Below are 26199 nucleotides of genomic sequence, written 5' to 3'. Positions count from 1 at the left end.
TTGTCGAGGGAAGCGGATGTCGCATTCTACCTATTCACTGTCCTTCGTCGCCTCCGCAACCGAGGAGGCGCAGACGGCGCTGAAAGAGCTGAAAGGCATTTACGGCGATACGCCGTTCGAAGAGGCGGAAGTGATCGTCGCGCTCGGCGGCGATGGCTTCATGCTGCAGATTCTCAACGAAACGATGAATTCCGGCAAGCGGGTCTATGGCATGAACCGGGGGTCCGTCGGCTTCCTGATGAATGACTACCGGGTGGACGGCCTGCTGGAGCGCATCGCGGTGGCGAGCGGCAATGATTTCCATCCCCTGCGCATGACGACGACGGATTCCGACGGCGACGAGTTTACGGCACTCGCCATGAACGAGGTCAGCCTGTTTCGCCAGTCGCATCAGGCCGCCAAGCTTCGTGTGGAGGTGGACGGCAAGGTACGGCTGGAAGAATTGATCTGCGACGGCATGATGGTGGCGACCCCGGCAGGGTCGACAGCCTACAATTTCTCCGCCCATGGACCCATCCTGCCGCTGGAATCGCCGCTGCTTGCGCTCACCCCGGTCAGCGCTTTCCGCCCGCGGCGCTGGCGCGGCGCGCTTTTGCCGAATAAGGTAACGGTTGATATTCATGTTCTCGAACGCGACAAGCGCCCTGTGAATGCGGTGGCCGACCACACCGAGGTGAAATCCGTTCGTCACGTTCGGATCGCACAATCGCAGGACAGGACGGCCAGAATTCTCTCGGATCCGGATCGTTCATGGTCGGACCGGGTTCTCGCCGAACAGTTCAACAATTGACGCCCACAATCGACAATGGCCATGCAACTGACAAGACCTATCCTCGCTGCCTTTCTTTTCGCCGCCGCCGCGCTTCCCGCGCGGGCGCAGACGGAAGCGATTGACGCGCTGCCGGTTTCGGCGATCTTCGTCGTCAGCAGCGGCATGTGGGAAGATCGCAATCTTGAGCCGGTGAAAGGTCCCGACGGGCAGTTGCGGCCACCGCCTGCCTCGCCCACGCGCGGCTATTACAAGGTTATCGCCATCCGCCAGGGCGACGGCACGGCGAAAATCTACCTGCAACGCATCGTCTTTACCGCCGACGGGCCGAATCTCCTGGAAAATATCGAGCTGGAAGAATTCAACCAGATGAAGTCCTATGTCACGGATATTCGCCCCGAAAGCTCGAATGGCGCACCTGCCTCGCCCGGCCTGTTCGTGACCGTCTACCTGAAGACGGACCCGATAGCCAAGGAAGCGGAAAGCTGGACGATCCTGATCGACGAGCTGGGCGAGATGAAGATCGAGAAAGCGTCCAACTGATCGGCCCGATGCGCGGGCCGGGCAAGTTTACGCTTGCAGTGCCTCCGCCCCGGCAAGAACCGCACCGAAATGATGTTTCCACAATCTCGCCCCGAGTTCACCACTGCGGTCGAGACTGGAGCCCACCGTCAGCCACGGCAACAGCGTGGGATGCAGCCCCGCATCGAAGAGGGCAAAACCGGCGGCCAGCACGCAGGTATCGGCCTGAATGCCGCAGACCAGCACCCTGTCGAGTTTCAGCGACAGAAGATGGTCGATGACCTCCCGGGGTGGCGCATAGCCGTGTTTGATGAATATGCGATCTGCCGCAACAAGCGACTCGTCGTCCCTCCCAGGTTTCCAGCCGAGTTGCCGCTCAAAGGGTGTCACGCTTTCATCATGGCGCTCGACGGTGGCAATGCTGTGCATCGTCAGGGCGAGAGCGGATATTTCCGCCACCAGCGCAGCCGGCGGATTGAAGCTTGGCTGGACGTCGACGATATAGAGCGCCTGTTTCATGCTTGTCCTCCAACGAAAAACCCCTCGCAATGGGTTTGCGAGGGGTAATCTTTTCAATCGACGCACTTGGCGCGTCAGTCGATATCCGCGACTTCCACATCCGCGCCGCCGCTGATGCGATGCGCGAGGGCCGCTTCCATGAACTCGTTCAGATCGCCGTCCAGCACGTTGCCGGGTGCGGTGCTTTCCACGCCGGTGCGCAGATCCTTGACCAGCTGGTAAGGCTGCAGAACGTAGGAACGGATCTGGTGGCCCCAGCCGATATCGGTCTTGGATGCGGCCTGGGCGTTTGCCGCCTCTTCCCGCTTCTGCAGCTCCACCTCGTAGAGGCGGGCGCGCAGCATGTCCCACGCCTTGGCGCGGTTCTTGTGCTGGGAACGCTCCTGCTGGCAGGCAACGGCAATACCGGTCGGAATATGCGTGATACGCACGGCCGAGTCGGTGGTGTTGACGTGCTGGCCGCCTGCGCCGGACGAACGATAGGTATCGATGCGGCAATCGCTCTCGTTGATGTCGATCTGGATCGAATCGTCGACCACCGGGTAAACCCAGACGGAAGAGAACGATGTGTGGCGACGCGCATTGCTGTCATAGGGCGAAATACGAACGAGGCGATGCACGCCCGATTCCGTCTTCAGCCAGCCGAAGGCATTGTGGCCCTTGACGAGGATCGTCGCGGACTTGATGCCGGCTTCTTCGCCGTCGTGAACTTCGAGCACCTCGACCTTGAAACCTTCGCGGTCGGCCCAGCGGGTATACATGCGCAGAAGCATGTTCGCCCAGTCCTGGCTTTCGGTGCCGCCGGCGCCGGAATGCACTTCGAGATAGGTATCGTTGGTATCGGCTTCGCCTGACAGCATGGCTTCCACCTGACGGCGGTTCGCCTCGCTCTTCAACGCTTTCAATGCGTCTTCGGCGTCCTTGACGATCTCGTCATCGCCTTCCATCTCGCCGAGTTCGATCAGCTCGATATTGTCCTTGAGCTGCTGCTCGAGCGCCTTGACGCCGTTGATGCTGTCATCCAGCTGCTGGCGTTCGCGCATCAGCTTCTGGGCTTCAGCTGCATCGTTCCAGAGGGTCGGGTCCTCTGCCTTGTTATTCAACCAGTCCAGTCGTCTTATCGCCTGGTCCCAGTCAAAGATGCCTCCTCAGCAGGCTTATGGCCTGCTTGATTTCGTCGACTACGTTCACGATTTCATTGCGCATTTCGCTGGTTCTTCACCTTCATTGAAACTCGTTGCTCAAATAAATGCGGGGGGCGCGGATGTAAAGACCCGCGCCCCCGCCAAACGTCAGGAGTGATATCAATAAAGACCGCCGCCACCGCCGGTGATGGCCTGCTGCGCCTGCGGCGAGGTCTTTAGAATGTCTTCCTGCGACATGTATCCGTCATCGCCGATGACAGAGAAGGTGGAAGCAGGACCCGTGCCGGGCTTAAAGGCTTCCATGATGGTGTCGGGCTCGCCCTCGACCGCCGCCATGCCGGTCTTGCGGTTGACGGCGACGAAGTTCATGCCGCTCGGTACGATGAACTTGCTCGGCTCCATGTGCTTGGCCGCATCGGAGATGAACTCGCCGAAGATCGGCGCGGACAGCGAGCCACCGGTGCCGCCACGGCCGAGCGGCGCCGGCGAATCGAAGCCGATATAGAGGCCGGCGACCATGTCCGGCGTGTAACCGACGAACCAGGCATCCTTTTCATCGTTGGTCGTGCCCGTCTTGCCGGCAACCGGCAGATCGACCTTGATCTTGCCCGCCGCCGTGCCGCGCTGCACGACGCCTTCCAGCATCGAGGTCGTCTGATAGGCGGTCATCGGGTCGAGAACCTGTTCGCGATTGTCGACGATGACAGGCTCATCCTGGTTCTGCCAGCTTGTCGCGTTGCAGCCCTCGCAGGCGCGCTCCTCATGCCGGAAGATCGTCTTGCCGTAGCGGTCCTGAATGCGGTCGATCAGTGTCGGCTTGATCTGCTTGCCGCCATTGGCGATGACCGAATAGGCCGAGACCATGCGCATCACCGTCGTTTCACCCGAACCGAGCGACATGGACAGAAGCGGCGGCATCTTGTCGTAGATGCCGAAGCGTTCGGCATATTCCGCCACCAGATTCATGCCCATGTCCTGCGCCAGACGCACCGTCATGAGGTTACGGGACTTCTCGATACCGAGACGCAGGGTCGACGGACCGGCGGAACCGCCGCCGTAATTCTGCGGCTTCCAGACCTGATTGCCGGAAACCACCTCGATAGGCGCATCGAGAATGACCGACGCCGGCGTATAGCCGTTATCGAGCGCCGCAGCGTAGATGAACGGCTTGAAGGAGGAGCCCGGCTGGCGCATCGCCTGTGTCGAGCGGTTGAATTCCGACTGCGCATAGGAGAAACCGCCGACCATGGCCAGAACACGGCCGGTATGCGGGTCCATCACCACCATGCCGCCCTGCACTTTCGGCGGTTGGCGCAGGCGATATTCATTGCCGGAATTGGCAAGCGGCTGCGCATAAACGACGTCACCGGCCGACAGGACGCCAACCGGCGACTTGGCGGTCGCCTTCTTGCCAGTCGCATCGCGGAAAGCCCAGCGCATGTTTTCAGCGGAGATATGGCCGCGCGTGCGCTTGTCGCCATCTTCCGTTTCCGTGTCCGGCTGTACGCCGATATCGACGCCATCGGCAGCGACGGCAAGCACCACAGCGACTTTCCATTCCGGAACGTCGCGCAGGCCCTTTACCTTGGCGAGCGCAGCCGTCCAGTCACCCGCAGTCTCGATCTTTTCGACGGGTCCGCGGAAACCGCGACGCTCATCATATTGCACCAGACCGTCCTGAAGCGCCTTGCGTGCTTCCATCTGTATCTGCGGATCGAAAGAGGTGCGAACCGAGAGCCCGCCTTCGAGAAGCGCTTCCTCGCCGTATTTCTCGACGATCTGGCGGCGGACTTCTTCGGCGAAATAATCGGATGCGAAGATATGCGCGCCACCGCGACGCAGATTGACGCCAAGCGGCTGCTTTTTGGCATCCGTGGCGTCGGCGACGGTGATATAGCCGTTTTCGGCCATGCGATCGATCACCCAGTCGCGGCGCTCGAGAGCCGCCTTTTCGCGGCGGATCGGGTGATAGTTGGCCGGACCCTTCGGCAGCGATGCGAGATAAGCCGTCTCGGCGATTGTCAGTTCCGTCACCGATTTATTGAAATAGGTGAGCGCCGCACCGGCAATGCCGTAGGAATTCAGGCCGAAGAAAATCTCGTTGAGATAAAGCTCGAGAATCTTGTCCTTGGAATAGGTCTGCTCGATGCGGAAGGAGAGAATGGCTTCCTTGAGCTTGCGGTCGATGGTCTGGTCGTTGGTCAGAAGGAAGTTCTTCGCCACCTGCTGGGTGATGGTGGATGCGCCGACGGGACGGCGGCCGGAGCCGAGATTCTGGATATTGACGAGAATGGCGCGGCCGAGACCGAAGACGTCGACACCCGGATGGTTGTAGAAATTCTTGTCTTCCGCCGAAAGGAAGGCCGCCTTCACCCGGTCGGGTATGGCCTGGATCGGCAGGAACAGGCGCTTTTCATGGGCGTATTCCGCCATCAGCGCACCGTTGCCGGCATGCACGCGGGTCGTCACCGGCGGCTCATACGTGCTCAGAACTGCGTAATCCGGCAGGTCCTTCGTCACGCCGTGCAAATAAATCGCACCGGCGGCGGCGGCGCACAGGAAGAGCACGCTGGCCAAGCCGAAAAAATATCCAATCAGTCTGATCATACCAAGCTACCGATAATTCGAATCGTAACCATCAACGCCCGACGATTTACGGGCGCATCCTTGCATATCGCGTGCCGTTTTGCACACCATACCTTCGATGACAAGCCGGATACGGCAGCATTCGCTGATATGTTACCGGGCGGCAGGCCCGCAATCGCGCTGCGGACGCTTTGCGGATCGCCACCGAATCCGCTTTCCGAGTAACGCGGCGAATGTGAGTAAAATAGGGCTTCGCCTTCGTAATCGTCCGCAAGACCCAAGAATTGAACAGCTTTTCGGCGGTCAATGGCAGGGCGGCAACAGCATTGCCGCTCCGCCGACTGGCCTCTCAGCCGCCATTTGCCATGGCCTTGGCGCGGTATCGCCCAACGGCGGTTGCCAGCGTATCGGCCACTTTCTTGCGCCATTCCCCATCGAGAAGCAGCTTTTCGTCGTCCGGATTGGAGAGAAAACCGAGTTCCAGCAGCACCGACGGCACATCATGGGCGCGCAGCACCATGAAACCGGCGTAACGGTGCGGATTGTTGATGAGCCCAACCTGCCCCTCGAAGGAGGAGACGATGTTTTCAGCCAGTGTCACCGAAAAGGCCTGCGTTTCACGGCGGGTGAAATCGAGAAGAATATCGGCCACTTCCGGCGGCTCGCTGGAGGCAGCGACGCCCGCGATCTGATCGGACTTGTTTTCGCGCTCCGCCAGTTCCTGCGCCTGCCGGTCCGATGCCCGGTCCGACAATGTATAGACGGTCGCGCCTCGGATGCCCTTTTGCTTCAACGTATCCGCATGAAGGGAAATAAAGAGATTGGCATTGTTCTGGCGGGCGATGGTCACCCGTTCCGACAAGGCGAGAAAAGTATCGGAATCACGCGTCAGGAAAGCCTTGATACCGGGTTCGCGGTTCAGCCGCTCGGCAAGTTCCTTGGCGAAAGTCAGCGTGATAACCTTTTCCTCGGTGCCCGTGGTGCCGCCGGTGGCGCCGGCATCGATGCCGCCATGGCCGGCATCGACCGCGATGACGAATTCCGCTGGCCGCGACGTCTTGTCATCCGGCGTGATCGCGGCAGTCGTCACCGGGGCCGCCGCCTGCCACTGCTGATCCTTCACCAGTTCCGCGAACTTGCCCTTGGTGGTGATTTCCGTATCGAGCACGAAATGGAAAGATTGGCCGTTATCGGTCTTTTTGGTTTCGGCAACCGCCACCTGAACCGGTTTTTTCGCCGTCAGCACGATGCGGGCGCTGTTCTGCCCCATGCTGCCGAAACGGATATCCGAAAAAAGACCGGTCGGCTTCAGGTCGGATGCGGGGAAGCTGAAATTCACCGCCGGAAAGTCCACAACGATGCGGGCGGGCGAATCGAGATAGTGAACGTCGAATTCCGGCTCTTCGGCGAAGTCGAGAACGATGCGCGTGCGCGCCTCATCGCCGATGATCCGCGCCTGATGGACGACGAGCGGCTCCACCGCATAGGCTGCCGGCGCGGCGGAAACAAAGGCGACGACGGAAAATGCCAGAGCCGCCGCAAGCCGCGCGATTCGCGCGCCAAGCCGCCCTCTCCCACCGAATATCGCTGCGTTGCGCGTGAAATTCATGGTCTTCAAGAAATTCCGTATTTCAGTCATTTTCGATAAACGGCGAGGAAAAACGCCGGCAACAGTGCCGTTTCAACCACGCCGTACGATAGTTTGCGCGTTTGCGCCCCACAATCGCAGGCCTTGGTGAACCAATTGTTAACCCGGAAATTCCACCAATAATATGGCATATTTAGCCAGCCTATTGCTATTATGACAGAGAAAACATACAACACGGATGAGGGTTAAAAGTGTTGACGGGATAGATGCCCGCCGGCTGCCAATCGAAAAAGACGCTGGCGCTGCAAATCGGGCAATCATCTGCCGTCGTTACATTTATCCTGAAACTCGATCAATTCCGGCCGTGGCCGGAGACCTACCCGGTGGCGCTGCCACCGCCGCTCTGAGGAGAGCAAATTCATCGGATCCCAAGGGGTCTATATATTATTGTCGTTCCGCCTGGCCAATGATGTCGCAGCAGTTTTCACATGAACCGGATACCAGGAGCAGGCCAAGCGCCTCGCCGTCGGTCCGGATGCTGCCAGTTTACAGACGCCCGGCAGGAGACTTCATTTCCGGCACATCCTTGCACTCATATGAAAGGCTCGTCCGTGTGGCGGGCCTGTTCTCGTATAAAACAAGGCTGCGCCGAGGAGCACAGCTTACATGGCAGACAAAATGCTTATCGACGCCTCCCACGAAGAGGAGACACGCGTAGTCGTTGTCCGTGGGAACCGGATCGAAGAATTCGATTTCGAATCGGAGCACAAGAAACAGATCCGCGGCAATATCTACCTTGCCAAGGTCACGCGGGTTGAACCCTCGCTTCAGGCGGCCTTCGTCGATTACGGTGGAAACCGCCACGGCTTTCTCGCTTTTGCGGAAATCCACCCGGACTATTACCAGATTCCGCTTGCCGACCGTCAGGCCCTCCTGAAAGCGGAAGCCGAGGATCATCGCCGCAGCGACGATTTCGAATCCGCTGATGCACCCGAGCCCGGCGCCCCCATGATCGACCTTTCGCAGGTGGATCAGCCGGATGTCGGCATTGTTTCCGCAAGCGAAACCACTGAAACGGTCGTCGTGGAAGAAACCGCGACCGTCGCGGAAGAGGTTTCCGAGGCAATTGCCGTCGAGGCCGTAGCCGAAGAAGCGCCCGCCGAGGAAGAAAAGCCGAAGAAGCGCACCCGTCGCCCCCGCGCCAAGAAGAAGACGGCGGAAGAAGAAGCCGCAGCGGCCGAGGCCGCCGAAGCTTCCTCCGAAGATGACGGCAGCACCGGCGGCGAAATGGCCGCCATGGTCGATACCGACACGATTTCCGAGGAAGTCGAGGGTCTTCGCCGTGGCAATGACGATGATGACGACGACGATGACGATCACCACGAAAAGGAAGTGATCGAATCCGTCGGCGCCGAAGACGCCATGGAAGAGGTTCCGGACCGTGTCGCCCGCAAGCCGCGCAAGCAGTATCGCATTCAGGAAGTCATCAAGCGCCGCCAGATCCTTCTGGTGCAGGTTGCCAAGGAAGAACGCGGCAACAAGGGCGCGGCGCTGACCACCTATCTGTCGCTCGCCGGCCGTTATTCCGTTCTGATGCCGAATACGGCGCGTGGCGGCGGTATTTCCCGCAAGATTACCCAGCCGGCCGACCGCAAGCGCCTGAAGGAAATCGCGCGCGATCTGGAAGTGCCGCAGGGCATGGGCGTCATTCTGCGCACCGCCGGCGCCAACCGTACCCGCGTCGAAATCAAGCGCGACTTCGAATATCTGATGCGCCTGTGGGAAAATGTCCGCACGCTGACGCTGAATTCCACAGCCCCCTGCCTCGTTTACGAGGAAGGCTCGCTCATCAAGCGTTCGATCCGCGATCTCTACAACAAGGATATCGGCGAGATCATCGTTTCGGGTGAAGACGGCTACCGTGAAGCCAAAGACTTCATGAAGATGCTGATGCCGAGCCACGCCAAGGTGGTTCAGCCTTACCGCGACATTCACCCGATCTTCTCGCGCTCCGGTATCGAAGCCCAGCTCGACCGGATGCTGCAGCCGCAGGTCACGCTGAAGTCCGGCGGTTACCTCATTATCAACCAGACGGAAGCGCTGGTTTCCATCGACGTCAACTCGGGCCGTTCGACACGCGAGCACTCCATCGAGGAAACCGCGCTGACGACGAACCTCGAGGCGGCGGAAGAAGTGGCGCGCCAGCTGCGCCTGCGCGACCTTGCAGGTCTTGTCGTCATCGACTTCATCGACATGGAAGAAAAGCGCAACAACCGCGCTGTCGAGAAGAAGCTCAAGGATTGCCTGAAGAACGACCGCGCCCGCATTCAGGTCGGCCGTATCTCGCATTTCGGCCTCCTGGAAATGTCGCGCCAGCGCATCCGCGCTTCGGTGCTGGAATCGACCACGCAGGTCTGCCAGCATTGCGGCGGCACGGGCCATGTTCGCTCGGAATCCTCCATCGCCCTGCATGTGCTGCGCGGCATCGAGGAATATCTGCTGCGGAACACCACGCATAACATCACGGTGCGCAGCACGCCTGAAACGGCGCTCTACCTGCTCAACCACAAGCGCGGCACGATTGTCGATTATGAAGGCCGTTTCGGCGTGTCGATCATCATCGCCGCCGATTCCGGCGTCGGTGCGCAGCATTTCGCCATCGATCGCGGTGAAGCCGTCGAAAACCCGGTGAAGATCGAAAGCCTCATCCAGATGCTGCCGAACTTCGTGGAAGAGGAAGACGATTTCGTCGCCGAGGTGGAAGAGGACGAAGACGAGGAAGAAATCGTCAAGGCGCAGACCTCTGAGCCACGCCAGCAGCAGCAGGGCGACAATGGCGAGGAAGGCAAGCGCAAGCGCAAGCGTCGCCGCCGCCGTCGCGGCAAGGGCGGTCAGGGCGAGCAGAACGGCGCGCTCGACGCCCAGTCCGGCGATGCGGAAGGCGATGATGTCGAAGGTGACGACGATGGCGTCGAAACCGATGAAGCCGATGCTGAAACCGAAAACGGTGCAGCCGAAGCGGTAACCTCCGAAGAGGACGGCAAGCGCAAGCGCCGCCGTCGCGGCAAGCGCGGCGGACGTCGCAACCGTGCGGAAGACGAGGCTCTCGATGCCGCCGGCTCGGAAGCCGAAGGTGAAAGCGAAGAGGCTTCCGCCGAAGCATCCGTAACCGAAGAGCCGACCGCCGCCGAGGTGGTGGAAGGTGCGGTTGCCGAGGTCGCGGAAGAGGACGTGCCGAAAAAGCCGCGCCGCACCCGCAAGGCAAAAGCCAAGACTGAAACCGAGGAAGCGCCGAAGGCCGAGGCCGTTGAAACGGTGGAGCCGGTGATCGTCGAGGAAACCGTCGTAGACGTTGCGATTGAAGAAGTGGGTGAGGCTTCGGCCGATCTGGCTTCGGAAGCGGAAGCACCGGCCACGGAAGAAAAGGTCCGCGCGAACCGGGGCAGCAATGTCTCGAGCTCGGAGCCGGTGGTCACCTCTTCCGGTTCCTCCACGCCCGCCGATGGCGACGAGCCGAAGCCCCGCAAGGGCGGCTGGTGGCAGCGCAAGGGCTTCTTCTGAGAGAAGCCACATCCTGAATAAAAGACGCCCGCAACGATGTTGCGGGCGTTTTCTTTTATCGGCGCAAAGAACGGGCGTTTTTTCGAGCCGCTGACATTTCCTCATTCCTGTGCTTGTCACAGGAATGAGAAGTGGGAAAGGCCAACCCGTCAAACAGACCGCGTCAGCCCGCCATCAACGCGGATATTTTGACCGGTAATATATCCGGCCCCCTCAGAGACAAGGAATGCCACGGTGGCGGCGATTTCCTCGCTCTTGCCGTAACGCTGCATCGGCACGCTCTCGCGGCGTTCCTCCGTCGCCGGCAGGCTGTCGATCCAGCCGGGCAGAACATTGTTCATGCGCACATTGTCGGCCGCATAGGTATCGGCGAAAATCTTGCTGTAGGAGGCAAGTCCGGCGCGGAAAACGGCGGATGTCGGGAACATGCTGCTCGGTTCGAAAGCCCAGGCGGTCGAGATGTTGACGATGGCGCCCGCCTTCTGTTTCACCATGACGGGGGCGACGATCCGTGTCGGGCGGATGACGTTCATGAGGTAGACATCGAGGCCGGTGTGCCATTGCTCGTCGGTGATATCGAGAATGGAGGCGCGCGGGCCATGGCCGGCGCTGTTGACCAGCACATCGATACGGCCGAATTTTTCGAGCGTCAAATCCGTGAGCCGCTGGAGATCGTCATTGGACTGGTTTGAACCGGTAACGCCGATGCCGCCCAACTCCTGCGCCAGCGCCTCCCCCTTGCCGGACGAAGACAGGATTGCGAGCTTGTAGCCATCCGCGGCCAGACGTTTCGCCACGGCAGCCCCCATGCCGCTGCCGCCTGCCGTTACAATCGCTACTTTTTCTGCCGACATCGCTTTTCTCCTTGTCCAATCCTAAGGGTGTCCTGCACCACATTGGCCTATCTATAACGGGTTTCAAAGGCGAGTTCGAACCAGAAAGCCTTGCAACGGCATGCAGAAAAACTGATGCTGGAAATATCAGCCTAGGCCATTTCCCTCTGCCGGATGGGCTTTCCGGCTGTCGGCTGGCGCTTCCTACCTCTCCTCTAGGCCATAGTCGCGGATCACCTGCGCGATACGCAGCCGGTAATCGGAAAAAACGCCGGAGCGGCCCAGCGACTGCGCGGCGCGATGCGGCAGGGTGTTGCGCCACGCCCTCACCGCCTCCTCATCCCGGAAAAAGGACAGAGACAGCATCTTGTCCGGATTGCCGATGCTTTGAAACCGTTCGACGGACAGGAAGCCGTCGATGGTTTCCAGTTCCGCCCGCAGGCCTGCCGCAATGTCGAGATAATGCTGCTTCTCGCCTTCAGCCGGCCAGACCTCGAAAATAACGGCGATCATTGTCCACCTCCGGCATGCGGAGCGGAGGCGAGACGCAGGAAAAGCCGGTCCTCGCGGCGGATGAACTGTTCGCGGCGGGCGAATTCGTAATTTTCCCGCCCCGCAGGATCGGCGGCGAGCCGTGCCCTGTAGGCTTCGTAAGCGGCGAGATTTTCGATGTTGTAGACACCGTAGGCAATGGTGCTCGATCCCTCCTTCGGCGCGTAATAACCGATCAGATCGGCCCCGCAGCGTGGTATCGCCTCACCCCATGTGCGGGCATATCGTTCGAAGGCGTCGACCTTGAAAGGATCGATCTCGTAGCGGATGAAACAGGTCAGCATCGTTTGTCTCCTCGTGGTTTGCTTCTCTCCTTTAAGCCATTGCCTTGCATCAATGCTTCGGCTACCATCGAAGCATGAAAGACGGACCTCTGATCGCCAATGTTGCCGCGCTGATCGGCGACCCTGCCCGCGCCAACATCCTGACGGCGCTGATGGACGGACGCGCGCTGACCGCAAGCGAGCTTGCCGAAGCCGCCGGCGTGACCCTGCAGACCGCCAGCGGGCATCTATCGAAGCTCTCCGAGGCGCAGCTCCTGAAAGCGGAAAAACAGGGACGTCACCGCTATTTCCGTCTTTCCGACGAGGATGTGGCGCATGTTCTGGAAGCGTTGATGGGTCTTGCCCAGCGCACGGGCGCAGTCCGCGTCCGCACGGGACCGAAGGACAAAGCGCTGCGGGAAGCGCGCATCTGCTACGATCATCTGGCCGGGGAGAGCGGCGTGGCGCTGCTTGCCGCCATCACCGCAAAAGGGCTCGTGACGTTAGGTGACGATCCTGCTCTTACGGAGAGCGGACGCGACTTCTTCTCGAACTTCGGCATAGACCTTTCGCCGCTCGAGAAGGCCCGCCGCCCGGTCTGCCTGCATTGCCTGGACTGGAGCGAACGCCGCCATCACCTCGGCGGCGGGCTTGGCGCATCGCTTCTCGAAGCCATGCAGCAGCGCGACTGGCTGCGGCGTGGAAACGGCCGTGTGCTGACCTTCACTGCAAAGGGTGAAAAGGCGTTCAACAGCACATTCGGCTGCACGCCCGCCTGATTTCCCCGACCTGATTTCCCCGAGCGGACGATCCCGGCTTATTTCAGCCAGCCGGCAATACGTCCAACGGCCTCGGCGATATCCGACACGGAACCCGCATAGGAAATGCGCAGCGCCCTGTGGCCTTCCTCGGGGTCGAAATCCATGCCGGGCGTCGCCGCCACATCGATTTCCGCCAGCATGCGCTTGGCAAAATCCATGCTGTCATTAGAAAAACGGCTGGTATCGACATAGGCGTAAAAAGCGCCATCCATGGGGGATGCCAGCGGTAGGCCGATCTCCGGCAGGCGCGCCATCAGGAAATCGCGGTTGGTGCGATAGCTTTCCCGGTAGACATCCAGTTCCTCCGCCGCCGAAAAGGCCGCTGTCGCCGCAAGCTGCGACAGTTCGGGCGCGGAAATATAAAGGCTCTGGGCCAGACACTCGACGGGGCGGACAAGGTTCTCGGGCAGCACCATCCAGCCGATGCGCCAGCCGGTCATGCAATAATATTTGGAGAAGGAGTTGATGATCACGGCATTGTCGGTGATTTCGAGCGCACTCGTCTCTTCGCCGACAAAGGTAAGGCCGTGATAGATCTCGTCGGAAATGAAAGCCATGTCGCGGCTTTCGCAATAGCTGGCCAGCCGCTTCAGCGCCTCGCGGCCGGTAACGGTGCCGGTCGGGTTGGCCGGGCTTGCCAGAAGCACGCCCTTCAGCTTGCAGCCGGCCTTGGTCTCCGCCCGCTCCAGACTTGCCGGCGTCAGCGTATAGCCGGTTTCGGCGGTGACCGGCACTTCCACGACATTGAGGCCGAGAGCCTTCAGAATATTGCGATAGGCAGGATAGCCGGGCCTTGCGATGGCGACATAATCGCCCGCATCGAAAAGGCTGAGGAAAGCGAGGTTGAAGGCCGCAGATGAGCCCGTGGTCACGGCGATGCGGGCCGGATCGATGGCGACCTGGTGGCGCAGCCGATAATGGCCGGCAATCGCCTCGCGCAGCTCGCGCAGACCCAGCGCATCGGTATAGCCGATCCGCCCATGCTTCAGCGCGGCCTCAGCCGCCGCAAGCGAGGCTTTCGGCGCGGGATGGGAGGGCTGGCCGACCGCCATGGAAATGACGGGGCGGCCCGCCTGCCTGCGCCGATTCGCTTCCGCCAGGATGTCCATGGCGTGAAAGGGTTCGACTGCGCTCCGCTTCGACATCGTAATCAAGGGCATGCTCTTTCCTGAACCGTATTTCAGAGACTTGCCGTAGAATCACAATCTTCACAATCATGCGATCATAATGCGGACAAGTATTTTTGCCGTATGGCATTTGGCTTAAAGTAAGGTAATTGCCTTCATAAGATTTGAAGAGGCTCCGGCCGCACAGAATGAGGACCGATATGGCGCATTTTCTCCGTTCCACCCTTCTCGCCAGCGTGACGGCCCTTTCGACGGTATTCGCCTCCCTGCCCGCCCATGCGCTCGACGAGCAGCAGAAGAAGGAAATGGGCGAGTTCATCAAACAATATCTGATCGAGAACCCGGAAATCATGCTTGAGGTTCAGGATGCGCTTGAGCGCAAGCAATATGCGGCGCGCAATGCCAAGGCGGCGGAAGCCGTCGCCGACAACAAGAAGGCCATCTTCGAATCGAAATTCGATCTGGCGCTCGGCAACCCGGATGGCGACGTCACGCTGGTCGAGTTTTTCGACTACAATTGCGGTTATTGCAAACGCGCCATGGGCGACATGGACAATATTCTGAAGAGCGACAAGAAGGTGCGCGTCGTCCTCAAGGAATTCCCGATCCTCGGACCGGAATCGGTTGCGGCCCACCGTGTCTCCAATGCCGTGAAGCTGCTTGCGCCGGCCAAGTATCCCGAATTCCAGCGCACGCTCCTCGGCGGCCGCGGACGCGCGAATGAGGACAGCGCCATGGAAGTCGCGACCTCGCTCGGCCTCAAGGAAGCCGATATCCGCAAATCGATGGCGGAGAACCCCAATGACGAGCAGGTGCAGGAGACTTACAAGCTGGCAACCAGCCTCGGCATCACCGGAACGCCGTCCTATATCGTCGGCGACGAGGCGGTTTTCGGTGCGGTCGGCGCCGACCCGCTGAAGGAAAAAATCGCCAATATGCGCAGCTGTGGAAAAGCCACCTGCTCCTGATTGCTAAAAAAGCCACTGCATTCCCTGTGAGATGCCTGCCAAGCGGCCGGTTTAGGGCTTGCGGGGGCTTTTCCTTGACGGCTGCGCAGTCTATAGGTGTCGCTGATTTTCTTATGGAAACGTGAATGAGCAACATCATCATCGTCATCAACGGCCCCAATCTCAACATGCTGGGAAAAAGGGAACCGGGTATCTATGGTGGCAAGACGCTGAAGGACATCGAGAATGATTGCCTTCAAGCCGGTGCCGATCTCGGTTTCGCAGTGGAATTCCGCCAGTCCAACCACGAAGGTGTGCTCGTGGACTGGTTGCATGAGGCGGGTGAACGGGCGGTGGGCGTCGTCATCAATCCCGGCGCCTACAGCCACACGTCCATCGCCCTGCACGACGCCATTCGCGCGATTTCCACGCCGGTCGTGGAAGTGCACATTTCCAACATCCACGCCCGCGAGGAGTTCCGTCACAAATCGATGGTATCACCGGCGGCGAAGGGCATGGTCTGCGGTTTCGGACCATATGGATACATCATGGCGCTTCACGCGCTGAAAAACATCACGGCATAAAAAGAAACAAAGAATAGGGTTTGTCATGTCTGAAAAGAAACAGGGTATCGACAAGGAACTGATCCGCGAACTCGCGAATATCCTCAACGATACCGACCTTTCGGAAATCGAAGTGGAGCAGGACGACCTGCGCATCCGCGTTTCCCGCGCCGCTCCCGCCGCCACGGTCTATGCCGCAGCGCCTGCTGCTTATGCGCCCGCACCGGCAGCAGCCCCCGTTGCTGCACCGGCCGCAGCCGCGCCGGCCGCCCCTGCGGCCTCCGCAGCGCCTGCCCGCAACCCGGCCAACACCGTGTCCTCGCCGATGGTCGGCACGGTCTATCTTTCGCCTGCCCCGGGCGCACGTCCCTTCATCGAAGTGGGTGCAACCGTCAAGGAAGGCCAGACCATCCTCATCGTCGAAGCCATGAAGACCATGAACCAGATCCCGGCCCCCAAGTCCGGCAAGGTCGTGGAAATCGTCGTCAACGACGCTCAGCCCGTGGAGTATGGCGAAGCCCTCGTGGTCATCGAATAAAGGCGGTTCAGCATGGTTTCGAAGATCCTCATAGCCAACCGCGGCGAGATCGCGCTACGCGTCCTGCGCGCCGCCAAGGAACTTGGCATTCCGACGGTGGCCGTGCATTCCACGGCCGACGCGGACGCCATGCATGTGCGCCTTGCCGACGAAAGCGTGTGCATCGGCCCGCCGCCCTCGCGTGACAGCTACCTCAACATCCATCAGATCGTTGCGGCCTGCGAAATCACCGGTGCGGACGCCGTTCACCCCGGTTACGGCTTCCTGTCGGAAAATGCCAAGTTCGCCGATATTCTCGACGCGCACGGCATCACCTTCATCGGACCGACCGCCGAACATATCCGCATCATGGGCGACAAGATCACCGCCAAGCAGACGGCGCAGGAACTCGGCATTCCCGTGGTTCCCGGTTCCGATGGCGAAGTGAAGCCTGAAAACGCGCTCGAAATCGCTCGCACGATCGGCTTCCCGGTCCTCATCAAGGCGACGGCGGGCGGCGGCGGTCGCGGCATGAAGGTGGCGAAGACCGAAGCCGATCTGGAAGAGGCCGTTGCGACGGCCCGCTCCGAAGCGGCAGCAGCCTTCGGCAACGATGCCGTCTACATGGAAAAATACCTCGGCAAACCGCGCCATATCGAAGTGCAGGTTTTCGGCGATGGCGAAGGCAATGCCGTTCACCTCGGCGAACGCGATTGCTCGCTGCAGCGCCGTCACCAGAAAGTGCTGGAAGAAGCCAATTCGCCGGCTCTGACCGTCGAACAGCGCATGAAGATCGGCGAGATCTGCGCGAGCGCCATGCGTAAGCTGAAATATCGCGGTGCCGGCACCATCGAGTTCCTTTATGAAAACGGCGAGTTCTATTTCATCGAAATGAACACCCGTCTGCAGGTGGAGCATCCGGTGACGGAAGCCATCACCGGCATGGATCTCGTGCAGGAACAGATCCGGGTCGCTTCCGGTCAGGGCCTGTCGGTCACGCAGGCGGATATCGAATTTCATGGCCATGCCATCGAATGCCGTATCAATGCCGAAGACCCGCGCACCTTCGTTCCCTCACCGGGCACGCTGACCTATTTCCATACGCCGGGCGGCCTTGGCGTGCGCGTCGATTCGGGCGCCTATCAGGGCTATAAGATCCCGCCCTATTACGACAGCATGATCGGCAAGCTGATCGTTCACGGTCGCGACCGTGACGAGTGCATTCGCCGCCTGCGTCGTGCGCTGGATGAGTTCGTCGTCGACGGCATCAAGACCACGCTGCCGCTTTTCCAGGACCTCCTCCAGAACGAGGACATCCTGAACGGCGATTACGACATTCACTGGCTGGAAAAATATCTGGCCGGTGACGCGTCTCACTAAGACGATATGGTTGGGCGGCGCAGCAGAAATAACGGCATAACGGTCGATATCCTGCTGCGTGCCTATTCCGCCGGCCTGTTCCCAATGGCCGATTCGGCTGACGATCCCGAGCTTTTCTGGGTCGAGCCGGAAATTCGGGGAATCATCCCGCTCAATGGTTTTCACGTTTCCAAAAGCCTCGCCAAAGCGATGCGCAGGAAGCCGTTCGAGATTCGCTTCAACACCGCGTTCGAAGCGGTGATGGCCGGATGCGCGGCGGAAGCGCCGGACAGGCCAAGCACCTGGATCAACGCCACCATCCGCAGGCTCTATACCGAGTTGCACCAGATCGGCCACGCCCATAGCGTCGAGGCGTGGGAGGGCGAGGAGCTCGTCGGCGGGCTCTACGGCGTCTCGCTGGGCGCCGCCTTCTTCGGCGAGAGCATGTTTTCCCGCCGCACCAATGCATCGAAGATTTGCCTCGTGCATCTGGTCGAGCGTTTACGGCAGCAGGGATTTACGCTGCTCGACACGCAATTTACGACCGAACATCTGAAGACATTCGGGGCAATCGATATTCCAAAGTCGGAATATGCCACGATACTTGAAGCGGCTGTCGACAGGCCGGATGTGCCCTTCGAAAAATTGTCGGCGCAAGAAAATCCACACTGAAAACAACCTGAGATTTTGCTTGCAACCCTCAAAAACATGACCTATCCGATCATGATATATGGTTCACCGGGGATTGTCATGCGCTGGATTGCGGCCTTGTTATTGATGTTGACGCCGGCGGCGAATGTCACCGCTGCCGAACAGCGCCCCAACCCGCAGGCCGCCTGGCGGGGCGAAATTTCCCGAGCCTTGACGGGCGTAACCGGCCGCCCGGAATTCAAGGTCGTGCGGACGAACAAGAAGCAGGTGCTCCTTGTTACTTTCCGCGTTGACCCGGCGGGAAAGACGCAGGCTGTTCAGGTCAAAAACATAAGGGATAGCACCTATCAGACAAGAACGGCCGTGAAGAGGGCGTTCTCGGAAATCAGGTTCCCCTCACCTCCCGCCGGCGATCAGCCCAACAAGTTCACCGTTCCGATCGTGATCGAGCCCGAACTGACACGGGAGGAAATGATCGAACAACTGGAAAGCAAAAGCAAAGCCCTGGCCGATTTGGCCGAGAAGCTCAGACGCCAGAAATAGGCGCGGTCGTGGGTTAATTACTTGCTTGCCGTAGAGGGAGCGGGAACTTCCGAGTCCTGCTTGCAGCCCGTCAGCCACACGTCGTAAATCGGGTGTTCCACGGCGTTCAGGCCTGGGCTGTCGGCGAACATCCAGCCCGTGAAAATCCGCTTGATCTTGCGGTCGAGCGTGATCTCATCGACCTCGACAAAAGCGTCGATCTTCTGGGTTTCCGTCTGGTCGCGGGAATAACAGACTTTCGGCGTCACTTGAAGCGCGCCGAACTGCACGGTCTCGTCGATATAAACATCGAAGGAAGTGATGCGGCCGGTGATCTTGTCGATGCCGGAAAACACCGCCACGCGGTTTTCGAGACGGGCAGCAGAAACGGGCGAAATGAGGATGACAGCAGAGACCGCTGCGAACAGCGAGACTGTCAGCGCACGCAAAGAACGATCCCGCGTGAATTTCCTCATACGATATGTCTCCAAATATTTGCCTGTGTCGAACCGCCGACCGGATCAACGCCTAAGGGCGGAATGTGGCAAAAACCGGTGAGGCCGGATGCAAGCGCGGCGTTTTGCACAACACCGCGCATCGCAAGATGCTTAGTTGCCGGGGGTCCAGGCGTCGTAGTCGCCGGTCACGCGCGGGCGCTCACCGGCCACGGCCAGCGATCCCTGCGGGCGATAGGCCTTGGACGAACCGGTGAGGTTCGGCTGGTGCGGCTTCTGCCAGTCGCGCGCAACGTAGCTTTCCTGGCTCGGCGGCACGTCGGTGCGGTAATGCATCCAGCCATGCCAGCCGGGCGGAATGGCCGACGCTTCGGCATAACCATTGTAGATCACCCAGCGGCGCGGCATGCCCCAGGAGGTGGTGCCGCCTTCGTAATAGGTATTGCCCAACTCGTCCTGTCCTACCTTCTTGCCGAAACGCCAGGTATGAAACCGCGTTCCGATCGTCTGGCCGTTCCACCAGGTGAAGATTTGCGTCAGGAGAGTCTTCATTCTACGTTCCTCGGGCTTGAATGCGCCGCAGCGATTTTCCGTGCACGGCACAAGACATGCTTATGCCGCCCCTCACGGCAATTGTCCAGCATTTCGAGATATATCCGCGCTATTTCAGCTTCATCCTGAAGCCTAAATGCCGCTTCTCGAAACCCAGCCGCTCATAGAAGCGGTGAGCGTCCAGCCGGGCCATGTTGGACGTCAGCTGCGCGGCGTTCAGGCCCTGCCGGCGGGCTTCTTCCAGGCAATGATTGATCATCACCGCGCCGATGCCGCGACCGCGCATGTCGGCGCGCGTCTGCACCGCCTCGATCACCATGGACTTCGCCCCTCGCCCGACGAGCTTGGTCAGAATCGCCGTCTGGAAGGTGCCGACCACCTCGCCTTCCAGTTCCGCTACATAGAGCGTTTCGCTCGGCGATGCCTCGATAGCGCGGAAAGCCGCGAGATAGTCCGGCTGCGCCGATTCTTCCGCCGTATCGCCGTGGCCGCCGATCTCATCGGCGGCAAAAATGGCGGCGAGCGCCGGGAGATCGTCTTCGCGCGCTGCGCGGATGATCAGCTTCTGCAATGTCTCATTCATCGGGTTAGGCTCTTTTCCATAACGATGCCGGGCAACCCCTCGATGCCCGCCATGCGCTCGATTCGGTCCACCTCGACAAATCCGACGCCTTCATAAAAGGCGATTGCGACAGTATTTTTAGGTTCGACTTCCAGCCGCATGATTTCCGCATCCGGAAAGCAGGTTTCGAGTTCGGCGAAGAGATCGCGGCCGATGCCCTGCCGCTGGAGGTCGGGCGCGACATAGAGCTGGTGCAGCAGGGCCGTTTTCGCCATTTTTGTGGACATGGAGCCATAGGCCATGCCGCCGATCCGCTTGCCGTCGTCAGCCACCAGAAACTCTCCGCCCTTTTTCTCGATGCGATCCTTCATGGCCTGCGGCGAATGCCATGCAAGGATCAGCTGGTTCACCTTGTCCACGCCATAGATCGCATCATAGGTCGCGTGCCACGTCGTGGCGAGCAGGGTGCGCACCGGCTCGATGTCACGCAGGCTTGCCGTGCGGATGAAGAACATGATTTGGCTCCGTCTTGAAACAGAAATGCCGGGCGTTGATCCCGGCAGAAGTGATGTCAGTCCCTCGTACCCGACGTCATCCTCGGGCCTGTCCCGAGGATCTGAGCACGTTGGACCTTGTGGGTCGTTAGATCCTCGGGACAAGCCCGAGGATGACGGATGAGAGCTTTCTGCCTCGATACCTATGAGCACGAGGCAGCGTCCGCTTACTCTTCTTCGATACCGAGCTTGGCCTTCACCAGCGCCTGAACCGCCTGCGGGTTGGCCTTGCCGCCCGTCGCCTTCATGACCTGACCGACGAACCAGCCGGCAAGCGTCGGCTTTGCCTTCACCTTCTCGACCTGATCCGGGTTGGCGGCGATGATCTCGTCCACGGCCTTTTCGATGGCGCCGGTATCGGTCACCTGCTTCATGCCGCGAGCTTCCACGATTTCCGCCGGGTTGCCGCCCTCGTTCCAGACGATTTCGAACAGGTCCTTGGCGATCTTGCCGGAAATGGTCTCGGCCTTGATGAGATCGATGATACCGCCGAGCTGTTCCGGCGAAACCGGCGTCGTCTCGATATCCTTGCCCGATTTGTTCAGCGCGCCGAGCAGATCGTTGATGACCCAGTTGGCGGCAGCCTTCGCATCGCGACCGGCGGCCACGGCCTCGTAATAATCGGCAATCGCCTTTTCCGAAACGAGGATCGAGGCGTCATAGACCGACAGGCCGAGATCGGCCACGAAACGCGCCTTCTTGTCGTCAGGCAGTTCCGGCAGATCGACCTTCAGCGCCTCGACGAAAGCATCGTCGAATTCGAGCGGCAGCAGATCCGGATCGGGGAAATAACGGTAATCATGCGCATCTTCCTTGGAGCGCATGGAACGCGTCTCGCCCTTGCCAGGATCGAACAGGCGGGTTTCCTGATCGATCACGCCGCCATCTTCCAGAATTGCGACCTGGCGGCGCGCCTCATATTCGATGGCCTGACCGACGAAGCGGATGGAGTTGACGTTCTTGATTTCGCAGCGCGTGCCGAAACCTTCGCCCGGACGGCGCACGGAGACGTTGACGTCGGCGCGCATCGAGCCTTCATCCATATTGCCGTCGCAGGTGCCGAGATAACGCACGATGGAACGCAGCTTGGTGAGATAGGCCTTGGCTTCGTCCGACGAGCGCATGTCCGGCTTGGAGACGATTTCCATCAGCGCCACGCCCGAACGGTTCAGGTCCACGAAGGACATGGTCGGGTGCTGGTCATGCATGGACTTGCCGGCGTCCTGCTCCAGATGCAGACGCTCGATGCCGATCTCGATATCTTCGAAATTGCCCTGACGGTCCGGGCCGAGCGAAATGGTGATGGTGCCCTCACCGACGATCGGGTCCTTGAACTGCGAAATCTGGTAGCCCTGCGGCAGGTCCGGATAGAAGTAGTTCTTGCGGTCGAAGATCGAGCGATGGTTGATCTTCGCCTTCAGGCCAAGACCGGTGCGCACCGCCTGCTTCACGCATTCCTCGTTGATAACGGGCAGCATGCCGGGCATGGCGGCATCCACCAGCGACACGTTGGAATTCGGCGCGTTGCCGAAAGTGGTCGAAGCACCGGAAAACAGCTTGGAATTGGAGAGAACCTGCGCATGCACCTCCATGCCGATCACGATTTCCCAATCGCCGGTGGCGCCGGGAATGAAGCGTTTCGGGTCGGGGGTGCGCACGTCTACAAGGGTCATCTGAAGCTCACGATATACGGGTTCTTTGGCCTTGGTGGGTAGAACAAATGGAGCGCGGGCGCAAGACATCTTGCACCCTCTCACGCCAGGCCCGGGATTTTCGCCGATACAGGATACGCGTTTTTTACGCTTCCCGGTTTCAATTCACGTCATGGTGACGGTCGCTCTCTGTTTCATAACCTATATCGCCTTCAATCTTTTCGTCTTTCTTGCCTATTGGTGGGACAAGGAAGCGGCGAGAAATGGCGCATGGCGCATCCGGGAAAGCACGCTGTTGTTGCTTGCGCTCATCGGCGGCAGCCTGGGCGCAATCTTGGCACAACGTCTGCTGCGGCATAAAACGCGCAAGGAACCGTTCCGCAGCATCCTGATATCGATCGTGATATTGCAGATAGGCCTTGTCGTATCGCTCGCCATCATGCCGGATTGGCCGATGCAGCTGGTGGAGGCTTTGCAAACTCTGTCTCAGAAAGCCGGCCCATAAAGACCGCTCTCGACCTCGGCCAATTGCTTCTGCAGGCCTACCGACTGCACTTCGCGGTCGAGCTTCGGCGCATAGGAGACGGAGAGCCAGCGGACGCTATAGCCATGGTGGCGGAAAAAAGCGACGGCCGGCTCATTCTGGGCATGGGTTTCAAGCCGAATGGTCTCGAAACCCCGGTCCTCTATCAGCCTTTCGACATCGCCTAACAGGTGGGTGCCGACCCGCCGGCGCTGAAAATCAGGATCGATCCAGAAATCGGAAATCGTCTCGTCGAAATGCTCCCGCGCCGCCCATCCGGCAACCGAGCCGCCAAACTCCGCCACCCTGATCGCCAGCCATGACGAGCGGGTAAAATTGGAAAAGGCGCTGGCCGCATTGTCATAAAGGGTCGGGGTGATGCCGAGAGCCGCGGTTGCCTGCCGCCATGCCCTGAGGCCGATGGCCGCCAGAACCTCCGCTTCCTGCTCATGCGCATTGCGAATGACGATCAAGCCGCACCCTCCATGGCCGTTGAAATTAAACCATTGCCAGCGCGATTCGACCAGCATGGTTTTCTCACGCCTGGCGGGACTTGACCGCGCCGGGTTCGCCCGCTACCCAAAAGGAGCAAGAACGGAGTTTTTATGTTCGCTCAATCGGAGTCCCGGTAAAGGCCCTGCCCGCAAGTTTATTGCGCGCCGGGCCATGCTGAAACCGAGCCGGTTGCCTTAACGGCACCCGGATTTGTTTTCACGCGTCTATATGACGCCGACCGGACTTCCAAAAATGGACATTTCCCGCGCCGAACAGCGCATTCTTCACCTGCTCGCCCAGGGCGGCAGAATTGAAATCGTTCGAGATGACGCCCACAAAATCGAAAAACTCGCGCTTTATACGCGTGACGGCTGGATTTTCAGCGGCCTCAATCTCCTCACCTTCCGCAAGCTGAAACGGAAGAGAGCGATCGCCTCCTCGGGCGGCAAACCTTACCGCATTACCACGCGCGGGCTGGAACTCGTGAGGGGTGAGTTGGACAACAGATAAATCGACCGGGCGGCGGCAATGCTGTCGCCCGGCATTTCGCCGAGAATCAGCCTCGACCGTAAAAGCGGGTTATGGCGAGAGCCTGCGCTCGAGCTTCACCTTTTCAAGCTCGACTTTCATGATGTCGGACCATTCCATGCCGCGCCAGACGATCTCAAATCCGCAACGCTCGTAAAGACCGATGGCTGCGCGGTTTCTGGCATGGGTGTCGATGGTGGCAAGCGGCAGGCCTTGCGCGCGCATCTTGTTGAGAAAATGAAGGATCAGGGCTTTGCCGATCCCCTTGCCTTGCCAGTTCGGGTCCACCCAGAGATCGGAAATGTGATGCGGCGCCGCATCGCATGCGCCCCAGCCGGCAACCACGCCTCCCATTTCAGCGACGACAACATCACCAGTTGGAGACTTGGCGAAACTCTCGAATTCGCCCCTCACCCGCTCGATGACATCAGGATCGAGATAGCTGTCGTCGAAGGCCTCGCCGGAACGCCAGGCGGCAAAACCGACAAAGCCGACCGCATCGCGATCGGCTTCGTTCATCTGTCTAAGCTTGAGGCCGCTTACCACCACTTGGCGGGGGTGAACTTGCCGGCTGCCTGCTCGATGGCGTGGGCCGTCTTGAACAACGTTTCTTCGTCGAATGGCTTGCCGATGAGCTGCAGGCCAAGCGGTAGGCCCTTGCCGTCAAGGCCGGCCGGAACCGAAAGGCCGGGAAGGCCGGCCATGTTGACGGTGATGGTAAAAACGTCCTGCAGATACATCTTCACCGGATCGGAGGCGAGTTCCTCGTCGCCGACTGCGAAGGCGGAGGACGGGGTGATCGGCGCCAGAATGGCGTCGACGCCTTCGTGGAAGACGTTTTCGAAGTCACGCTTGATCAGCGTGCGAACCTTCTGCGCCTTCAGGTAATAGGCGTCGTAATAACCGGCCGACAGCACATAGGTGCCGACCATGATGCGGCGCTGCACTTCCTTGCCGAAACCGGCGGCGCGGCTCTTTTCGTACATGTCGGCAATGTCCTTGCCGTCGACGCGCAGGCCGTAACGCACGCCGTCATAACGGGCAAGGTTGGACGAGGCTTCCGCCGGTGCGACGATGTAATAGGCAGGCAGCGCGTATTTGGTATGCGGCAGCGAGATATCGACAACCTCGGCGCCGGCATCGCGCAGCCATTCCACGCCCTTGGCCCAGAGCTTTTCGATTTCTTCCGGCATGCCGTCAACGCGGTATTCCCTGGGGATACCGATCTTCAGGCCCTTCAGCGACTGGCCGATGGCCTTTTCGTAATCCGGCACCGGCAGGTCGACCGAGGTCGTATCCTTGGCGTCAACGCTTGCCATGGTCTTCAACAGGATAGCGGCGTCGCGCACGTCACGGGCGATCGGGCCGGCCTGATCGAGCGAGGAGGCATAGGCAACGATGCCGAAGCGTGAGCAACGGCCATAGGTGGGCTTGATGCCAACGGTGCCGGTAAAGGCTGCCGGCTGGCGAATGGAGCCGCCCGTGTCGGTTGCGGTGGCGCCGGCGCAGAGATGCGCGGCCACGGCAGCGGCCGAACCGCCGGAGGAACCGCCGGGCACGAGCTTCTGCTCTGAGCCGTTGGCGCGCCAGGGATTGATGGCCGGACCGTACCAGGAGCTTTCGTTGGACGAGCCCATGGCGAATTCGTCCATGTTGAGCTTGCCGAGCATGACGGCGCCCTGATCCCAGAGATTCTGGGTAACGGTGGATTCATATTTCGGCTTAAAGCCATCGAGAACATGCGAACACGCCTGCGTGTGGATGTCACGGGTGGCGAAAAGGTCCTTCACACCAAGCGGAACGCCTTCCAGCTCGCCAGCCGAACCGGACGCGATACGGCCATCGGAGGCTTTCGCCATGTCACGCGCCTTTTCAGGCGTGGTTACGACATAGGCGTTCAGCGCGCCGTTCGCCGCGTCGATGGCGGAGAGATAGGCGTCGGTCAGCTCAAGGGCGGAAAACTCTTTCGCCTTCAGCTTTTCGCGGGCTTCGGCAATGGTCAGGCTCGTCAGGTCGGTCATGATCGGCAACGG

Annotated in this window: 28 protein-coding genes; 12 read left to right on the top strand and 16 right to left on the bottom strand. The window is 60.1% G+C overall.

The window, feature by feature from the left end; genetic code table 11:
* The first annotated feature begins 16 nt into the window (after positions 1-16).
* Complete coding sequence (locus L901_RS01605) at positions 17-790, top strand: NAD kinase (RefSeq protein ID WP_020810264.1); 774 nt, start codon at positions 17-19, stop codon at positions 788-790.
* A 21-nt stretch (positions 791-811) separates the two neighbouring features.
* Positions 812-1312: a hypothetical protein gene (locus L901_RS01600; RefSeq protein ID WP_031233881.1), complete on the top strand. Its 501-nt coding sequence runs from the start codon at positions 812-814 to the stop codon at positions 1310-1312.
* A 27-nt stretch (positions 1313-1339) separates the two neighbouring features.
* On the opposite strand, the gene L901_RS01595 is transcribed toward L901_RS01600, so the two are convergent.
* The 4 genes from L901_RS01595 to L901_RS01580 all read right to left on the bottom strand — a co-directional run bounded on the left by L901_RS01595 (position 1340) and on the right by L901_RS01580 (position 7150).
* On the bottom strand, positions 1340-1810 hold the full coding sequence (locus L901_RS01595; protein WP_020810262.1) for a cysteine hydrolase family protein: 471 nt from the start codon (positions 1808-1810) through the stop codon (positions 1340-1342).
* A 74-nt stretch (positions 1811-1884) separates the two neighbouring features.
* Positions 1885-3016 (bottom strand): peptide chain release factor 2 gene (gene prfB, locus L901_RS01590; protein ID WP_174056705.1). Its coding sequence is split into 2 segments (ribosomal slippage): positions 1885-2946 and positions 2948-3016, totalling 1131 coding nucleotides; the frame shifts between segments, so codons are not numbered across the junction.
* Between the two features lie 98 nt (positions 3017-3114).
* Positions 3115-5562, bottom strand: a complete 2448-nt coding sequence (locus tag L901_RS01585) for a penicillin-binding protein 1A (RefSeq protein ID WP_035260697.1) — start codon at positions 5560-5562, stop codon at positions 3115-3117.
* A gap of 328 nt (positions 5563-5890) precedes the next feature.
* Positions 5891-7150, bottom strand: coding sequence for an N-acetylmuramoyl-L-alanine amidase (locus tag L901_RS01580; RefSeq protein WP_059752753.1), 1260 nt, complete (start codon positions 7148-7150; stop codon positions 5891-5893).
* A 645-nt stretch (positions 7151-7795) separates the two neighbouring features.
* On the opposite strand from L901_RS01580, the gene L901_RS01575 reads away from it, so the two are divergent.
* Positions 7796-10690, top strand: a complete 2895-nt coding sequence (locus L901_RS01575) for a ribonuclease E/G (RefSeq protein ID WP_059752752.1) — start codon at positions 7796-7798, stop codon at positions 10688-10690.
* A 149-nt stretch (positions 10691-10839) separates the two neighbouring features.
* Here L901_RS01575 and L901_RS01570 read toward each other — a convergent pair whose 3' ends face one another.
* The 3 genes from L901_RS01570 to L901_RS01560 all read right to left on the bottom strand — a co-directional run bounded on the left by L901_RS01570 (position 10840) and on the right by L901_RS01560 (position 12359).
* Complete coding sequence (locus tag L901_RS01570; protein WP_059752749.1) at positions 10840-11544, bottom strand: SDR family oxidoreductase; 705 nt, start codon at positions 11542-11544, stop codon at positions 10840-10842.
* Positions 11545-11727: 183 nt separating this feature from the next.
* Positions 11728-12036 (bottom strand): antibiotic biosynthesis monooxygenase, encoded by a 309-nt coding sequence (locus tag L901_RS01565; protein ID WP_059752746.1) that lies wholly within the window; start codon positions 12034-12036, stop codon positions 11728-11730.
* Entirely contained in the window at positions 12033-12359 is a 327-nt protein-coding gene (locus tag L901_RS01560) for an NIPSNAP family protein (RefSeq protein WP_003521451.1), read from the bottom strand. The genes L901_RS01565 and L901_RS01560 overlap by 4 nt, the downstream gene beginning before the upstream one ends.
* 74 nt (positions 12360-12433) lie before the next feature.
* Between L901_RS01560 and L901_RS01555 the strand changes: the two genes are divergently transcribed.
* Positions 12434-13117: a helix-turn-helix transcriptional regulator gene (locus L901_RS01555; RefSeq protein WP_059752744.1), complete on the top strand. Its 684-nt coding sequence runs from the start codon at positions 12434-12436 to the stop codon at positions 13115-13117.
* A gap of 38 nt (positions 13118-13155) precedes the next feature.
* Here L901_RS01555 and L901_RS01550 read toward each other — a convergent pair whose 3' ends face one another.
* Positions 13156-14313, bottom strand: coding sequence for a pyridoxal phosphate-dependent aminotransferase (locus tag L901_RS01550; RefSeq protein WP_003521454.1), 1158 nt, complete (start codon positions 14311-14313; stop codon positions 13156-13158).
* Positions 14314-14486: 173 nt separating this feature from the next.
* Between L901_RS01550 and L901_RS01545 the strand changes: the two genes are divergently transcribed.
* The 6 genes from L901_RS01545 (at position 14487) to L901_RS01520 (ending at position 18866) form a co-directional block, all read left to right on the top strand.
* Positions 14487-15254: a DsbA family protein gene (locus L901_RS01545; RefSeq protein WP_003521455.1), complete on the top strand. Its 768-nt coding sequence runs from the start codon at positions 14487-14489 to the stop codon at positions 15252-15254.
* Positions 15255-15379: 125 nt separating this feature from the next.
* The gene (gene aroQ / locus L901_RS01540) at positions 15380-15817 is read left to right on the top strand and encodes a type II 3-dehydroquinate dehydratase (RefSeq protein WP_035217571.1); all 438 of its coding nucleotides are present in this window, start codon (positions 15380-15382) and stop codon (positions 15815-15817) included.
* A gap of 25 nt (positions 15818-15842) precedes the next feature.
* Positions 15843-16334, top strand: coding sequence for an acetyl-CoA carboxylase biotin carboxyl carrier protein (accB, locus tag L901_RS01535; RefSeq protein WP_059752742.1), 492 nt, complete (start codon positions 15843-15845; stop codon positions 16332-16334).
* Positions 16335-16346: 12 nt separating this feature from the next.
* A complete protein-coding gene (gene accC / locus L901_RS01530; protein ID WP_059752741.1) occupies positions 16347-17693 on the top strand; it encodes an acetyl-CoA carboxylase biotin carboxylase subunit in 1347 nt (448 codons plus the stop codon).
* Between the two features lie 6 nt (positions 17694-17699).
* Positions 17700-18344: a leucyl/phenylalanyl-tRNA--protein transferase gene (gene aat, locus L901_RS01525; protein ID WP_059752738.1), complete on the top strand. Its 645-nt coding sequence runs from the start codon at positions 17700-17702 to the stop codon at positions 18342-18344.
* Between the two features lie 78 nt (positions 18345-18422).
* Positions 18423-18866 carry a hypothetical protein gene (locus tag L901_RS01520; RefSeq protein ID WP_245289573.1) on the top strand — a complete coding sequence of 148 codons (444 nt, stop codon included), beginning with the start codon at positions 18423-18425 and terminating at the stop codon, positions 18864-18866.
* A gap of 17 nt (positions 18867-18883) precedes the next feature.
* Here the strand turns inward: L901_RS01520 and L901_RS01515 are convergent, their stop codons facing one another.
* From L901_RS01515 to gatB, 5 genes are all read right to left on the bottom strand, one after another.
* Positions 18884-19321 carry a DUF2155 domain-containing protein gene (locus L901_RS01515; protein ID WP_003521462.1) on the bottom strand — a complete coding sequence of 146 codons (438 nt, stop codon included), beginning with the start codon at positions 19319-19321 and terminating at the stop codon, positions 18884-18886.
* Between the two features lie 132 nt (positions 19322-19453).
* The gene (locus L901_RS01510) at positions 19454-19852 is read right to left on the bottom strand and encodes an NADH:ubiquinone oxidoreductase subunit NDUFA12 (protein WP_003521463.1); all 399 of its coding nucleotides are present in this window, start codon (positions 19850-19852) and stop codon (positions 19454-19456) included.
* A gap of 109 nt (positions 19853-19961) precedes the next feature.
* Complete coding sequence (locus L901_RS01505; protein ID WP_059752735.1) at positions 19962-20435, bottom strand: GNAT family N-acetyltransferase; 474 nt, start codon at positions 20433-20435, stop codon at positions 19962-19964.
* Positions 20432-20929: a GNAT family N-acetyltransferase gene (locus L901_RS01500; protein WP_003521465.1), complete on the bottom strand. Its 498-nt coding sequence runs from the start codon at positions 20927-20929 to the stop codon at positions 20432-20434. The genes L901_RS01505 and L901_RS01500 overlap by 4 nt, the downstream gene beginning before the upstream one ends.
* 206 nt (positions 20930-21135) lie before the next feature.
* Positions 21136-22641 carry an Asp-tRNA(Asn)/Glu-tRNA(Gln) amidotransferase subunit GatB gene (gene gatB / locus L901_RS01495; protein ID WP_003521466.1) on the bottom strand — a complete coding sequence of 502 codons (1506 nt, stop codon included), beginning with the start codon at positions 22639-22641 and terminating at the stop codon, positions 21136-21138.
* A gap of 151 nt (positions 22642-22792) precedes the next feature.
* On the opposite strand from gatB, the gene L901_RS01490 reads away from it, so the two are divergent.
* Positions 22793-23125: a DUF1294 domain-containing protein gene (locus tag L901_RS01490; protein ID WP_059752732.1), complete on the top strand. Its 333-nt coding sequence runs from the start codon at positions 22793-22795 to the stop codon at positions 23123-23125.
* On the opposite strand, the gene L901_RS01485 is transcribed toward L901_RS01490, so the two are convergent.
* Complete coding sequence (locus L901_RS01485) at positions 23107-23616, bottom strand: GNAT family N-acetyltransferase (protein ID WP_035238364.1); 510 nt, start codon at positions 23614-23616, stop codon at positions 23107-23109. The two genes, L901_RS01490 and L901_RS01485, sit on opposite strands and share 19 nt — an antisense overlap.
* A gap of 274 nt (positions 23617-23890) precedes the next feature.
* On the opposite strand from L901_RS01485, the gene L901_RS01480 reads away from it, so the two are divergent.
* Positions 23891-24148 (top strand): YjhX family toxin, encoded by a 258-nt coding sequence (locus L901_RS01480; RefSeq protein ID WP_059753193.1) that lies wholly within the window; start codon positions 23891-23893, stop codon positions 24146-24148.
* Between the two features lie 69 nt (positions 24149-24217).
* Here L901_RS01480 and L901_RS01475 read toward each other — a convergent pair whose 3' ends face one another.
* The gene (locus L901_RS01475; protein WP_256381337.1) at positions 24218-24715 is read right to left on the bottom strand and encodes an N-acetyltransferase; all 498 of its coding nucleotides are present in this window, start codon (positions 24713-24715) and stop codon (positions 24218-24220) included.
* Complete coding sequence (gene gatA / locus L901_RS01470) at positions 24706-26187, bottom strand: Asp-tRNA(Asn)/Glu-tRNA(Gln) amidotransferase subunit GatA (RefSeq protein WP_059753190.1); 1482 nt, start codon at positions 26185-26187, stop codon at positions 24706-24708. Before gatA ends, L901_RS01475 begins: the two co-directional genes overlap by 10 nt.
* Positions 26188-26199 lie beyond the last annotated feature (12 nt).

The sequence above is a fragment of the Agrobacterium sp. D14 genome (assembly GCF_001526505.1).
GTDB lineage: Bacteria > Pseudomonadota > Alphaproteobacteria > Rhizobiales > Rhizobiaceae > Agrobacterium > Agrobacterium leguminum.
This window is presented reverse-complemented; position numbering and strand designations above follow the sequence as displayed.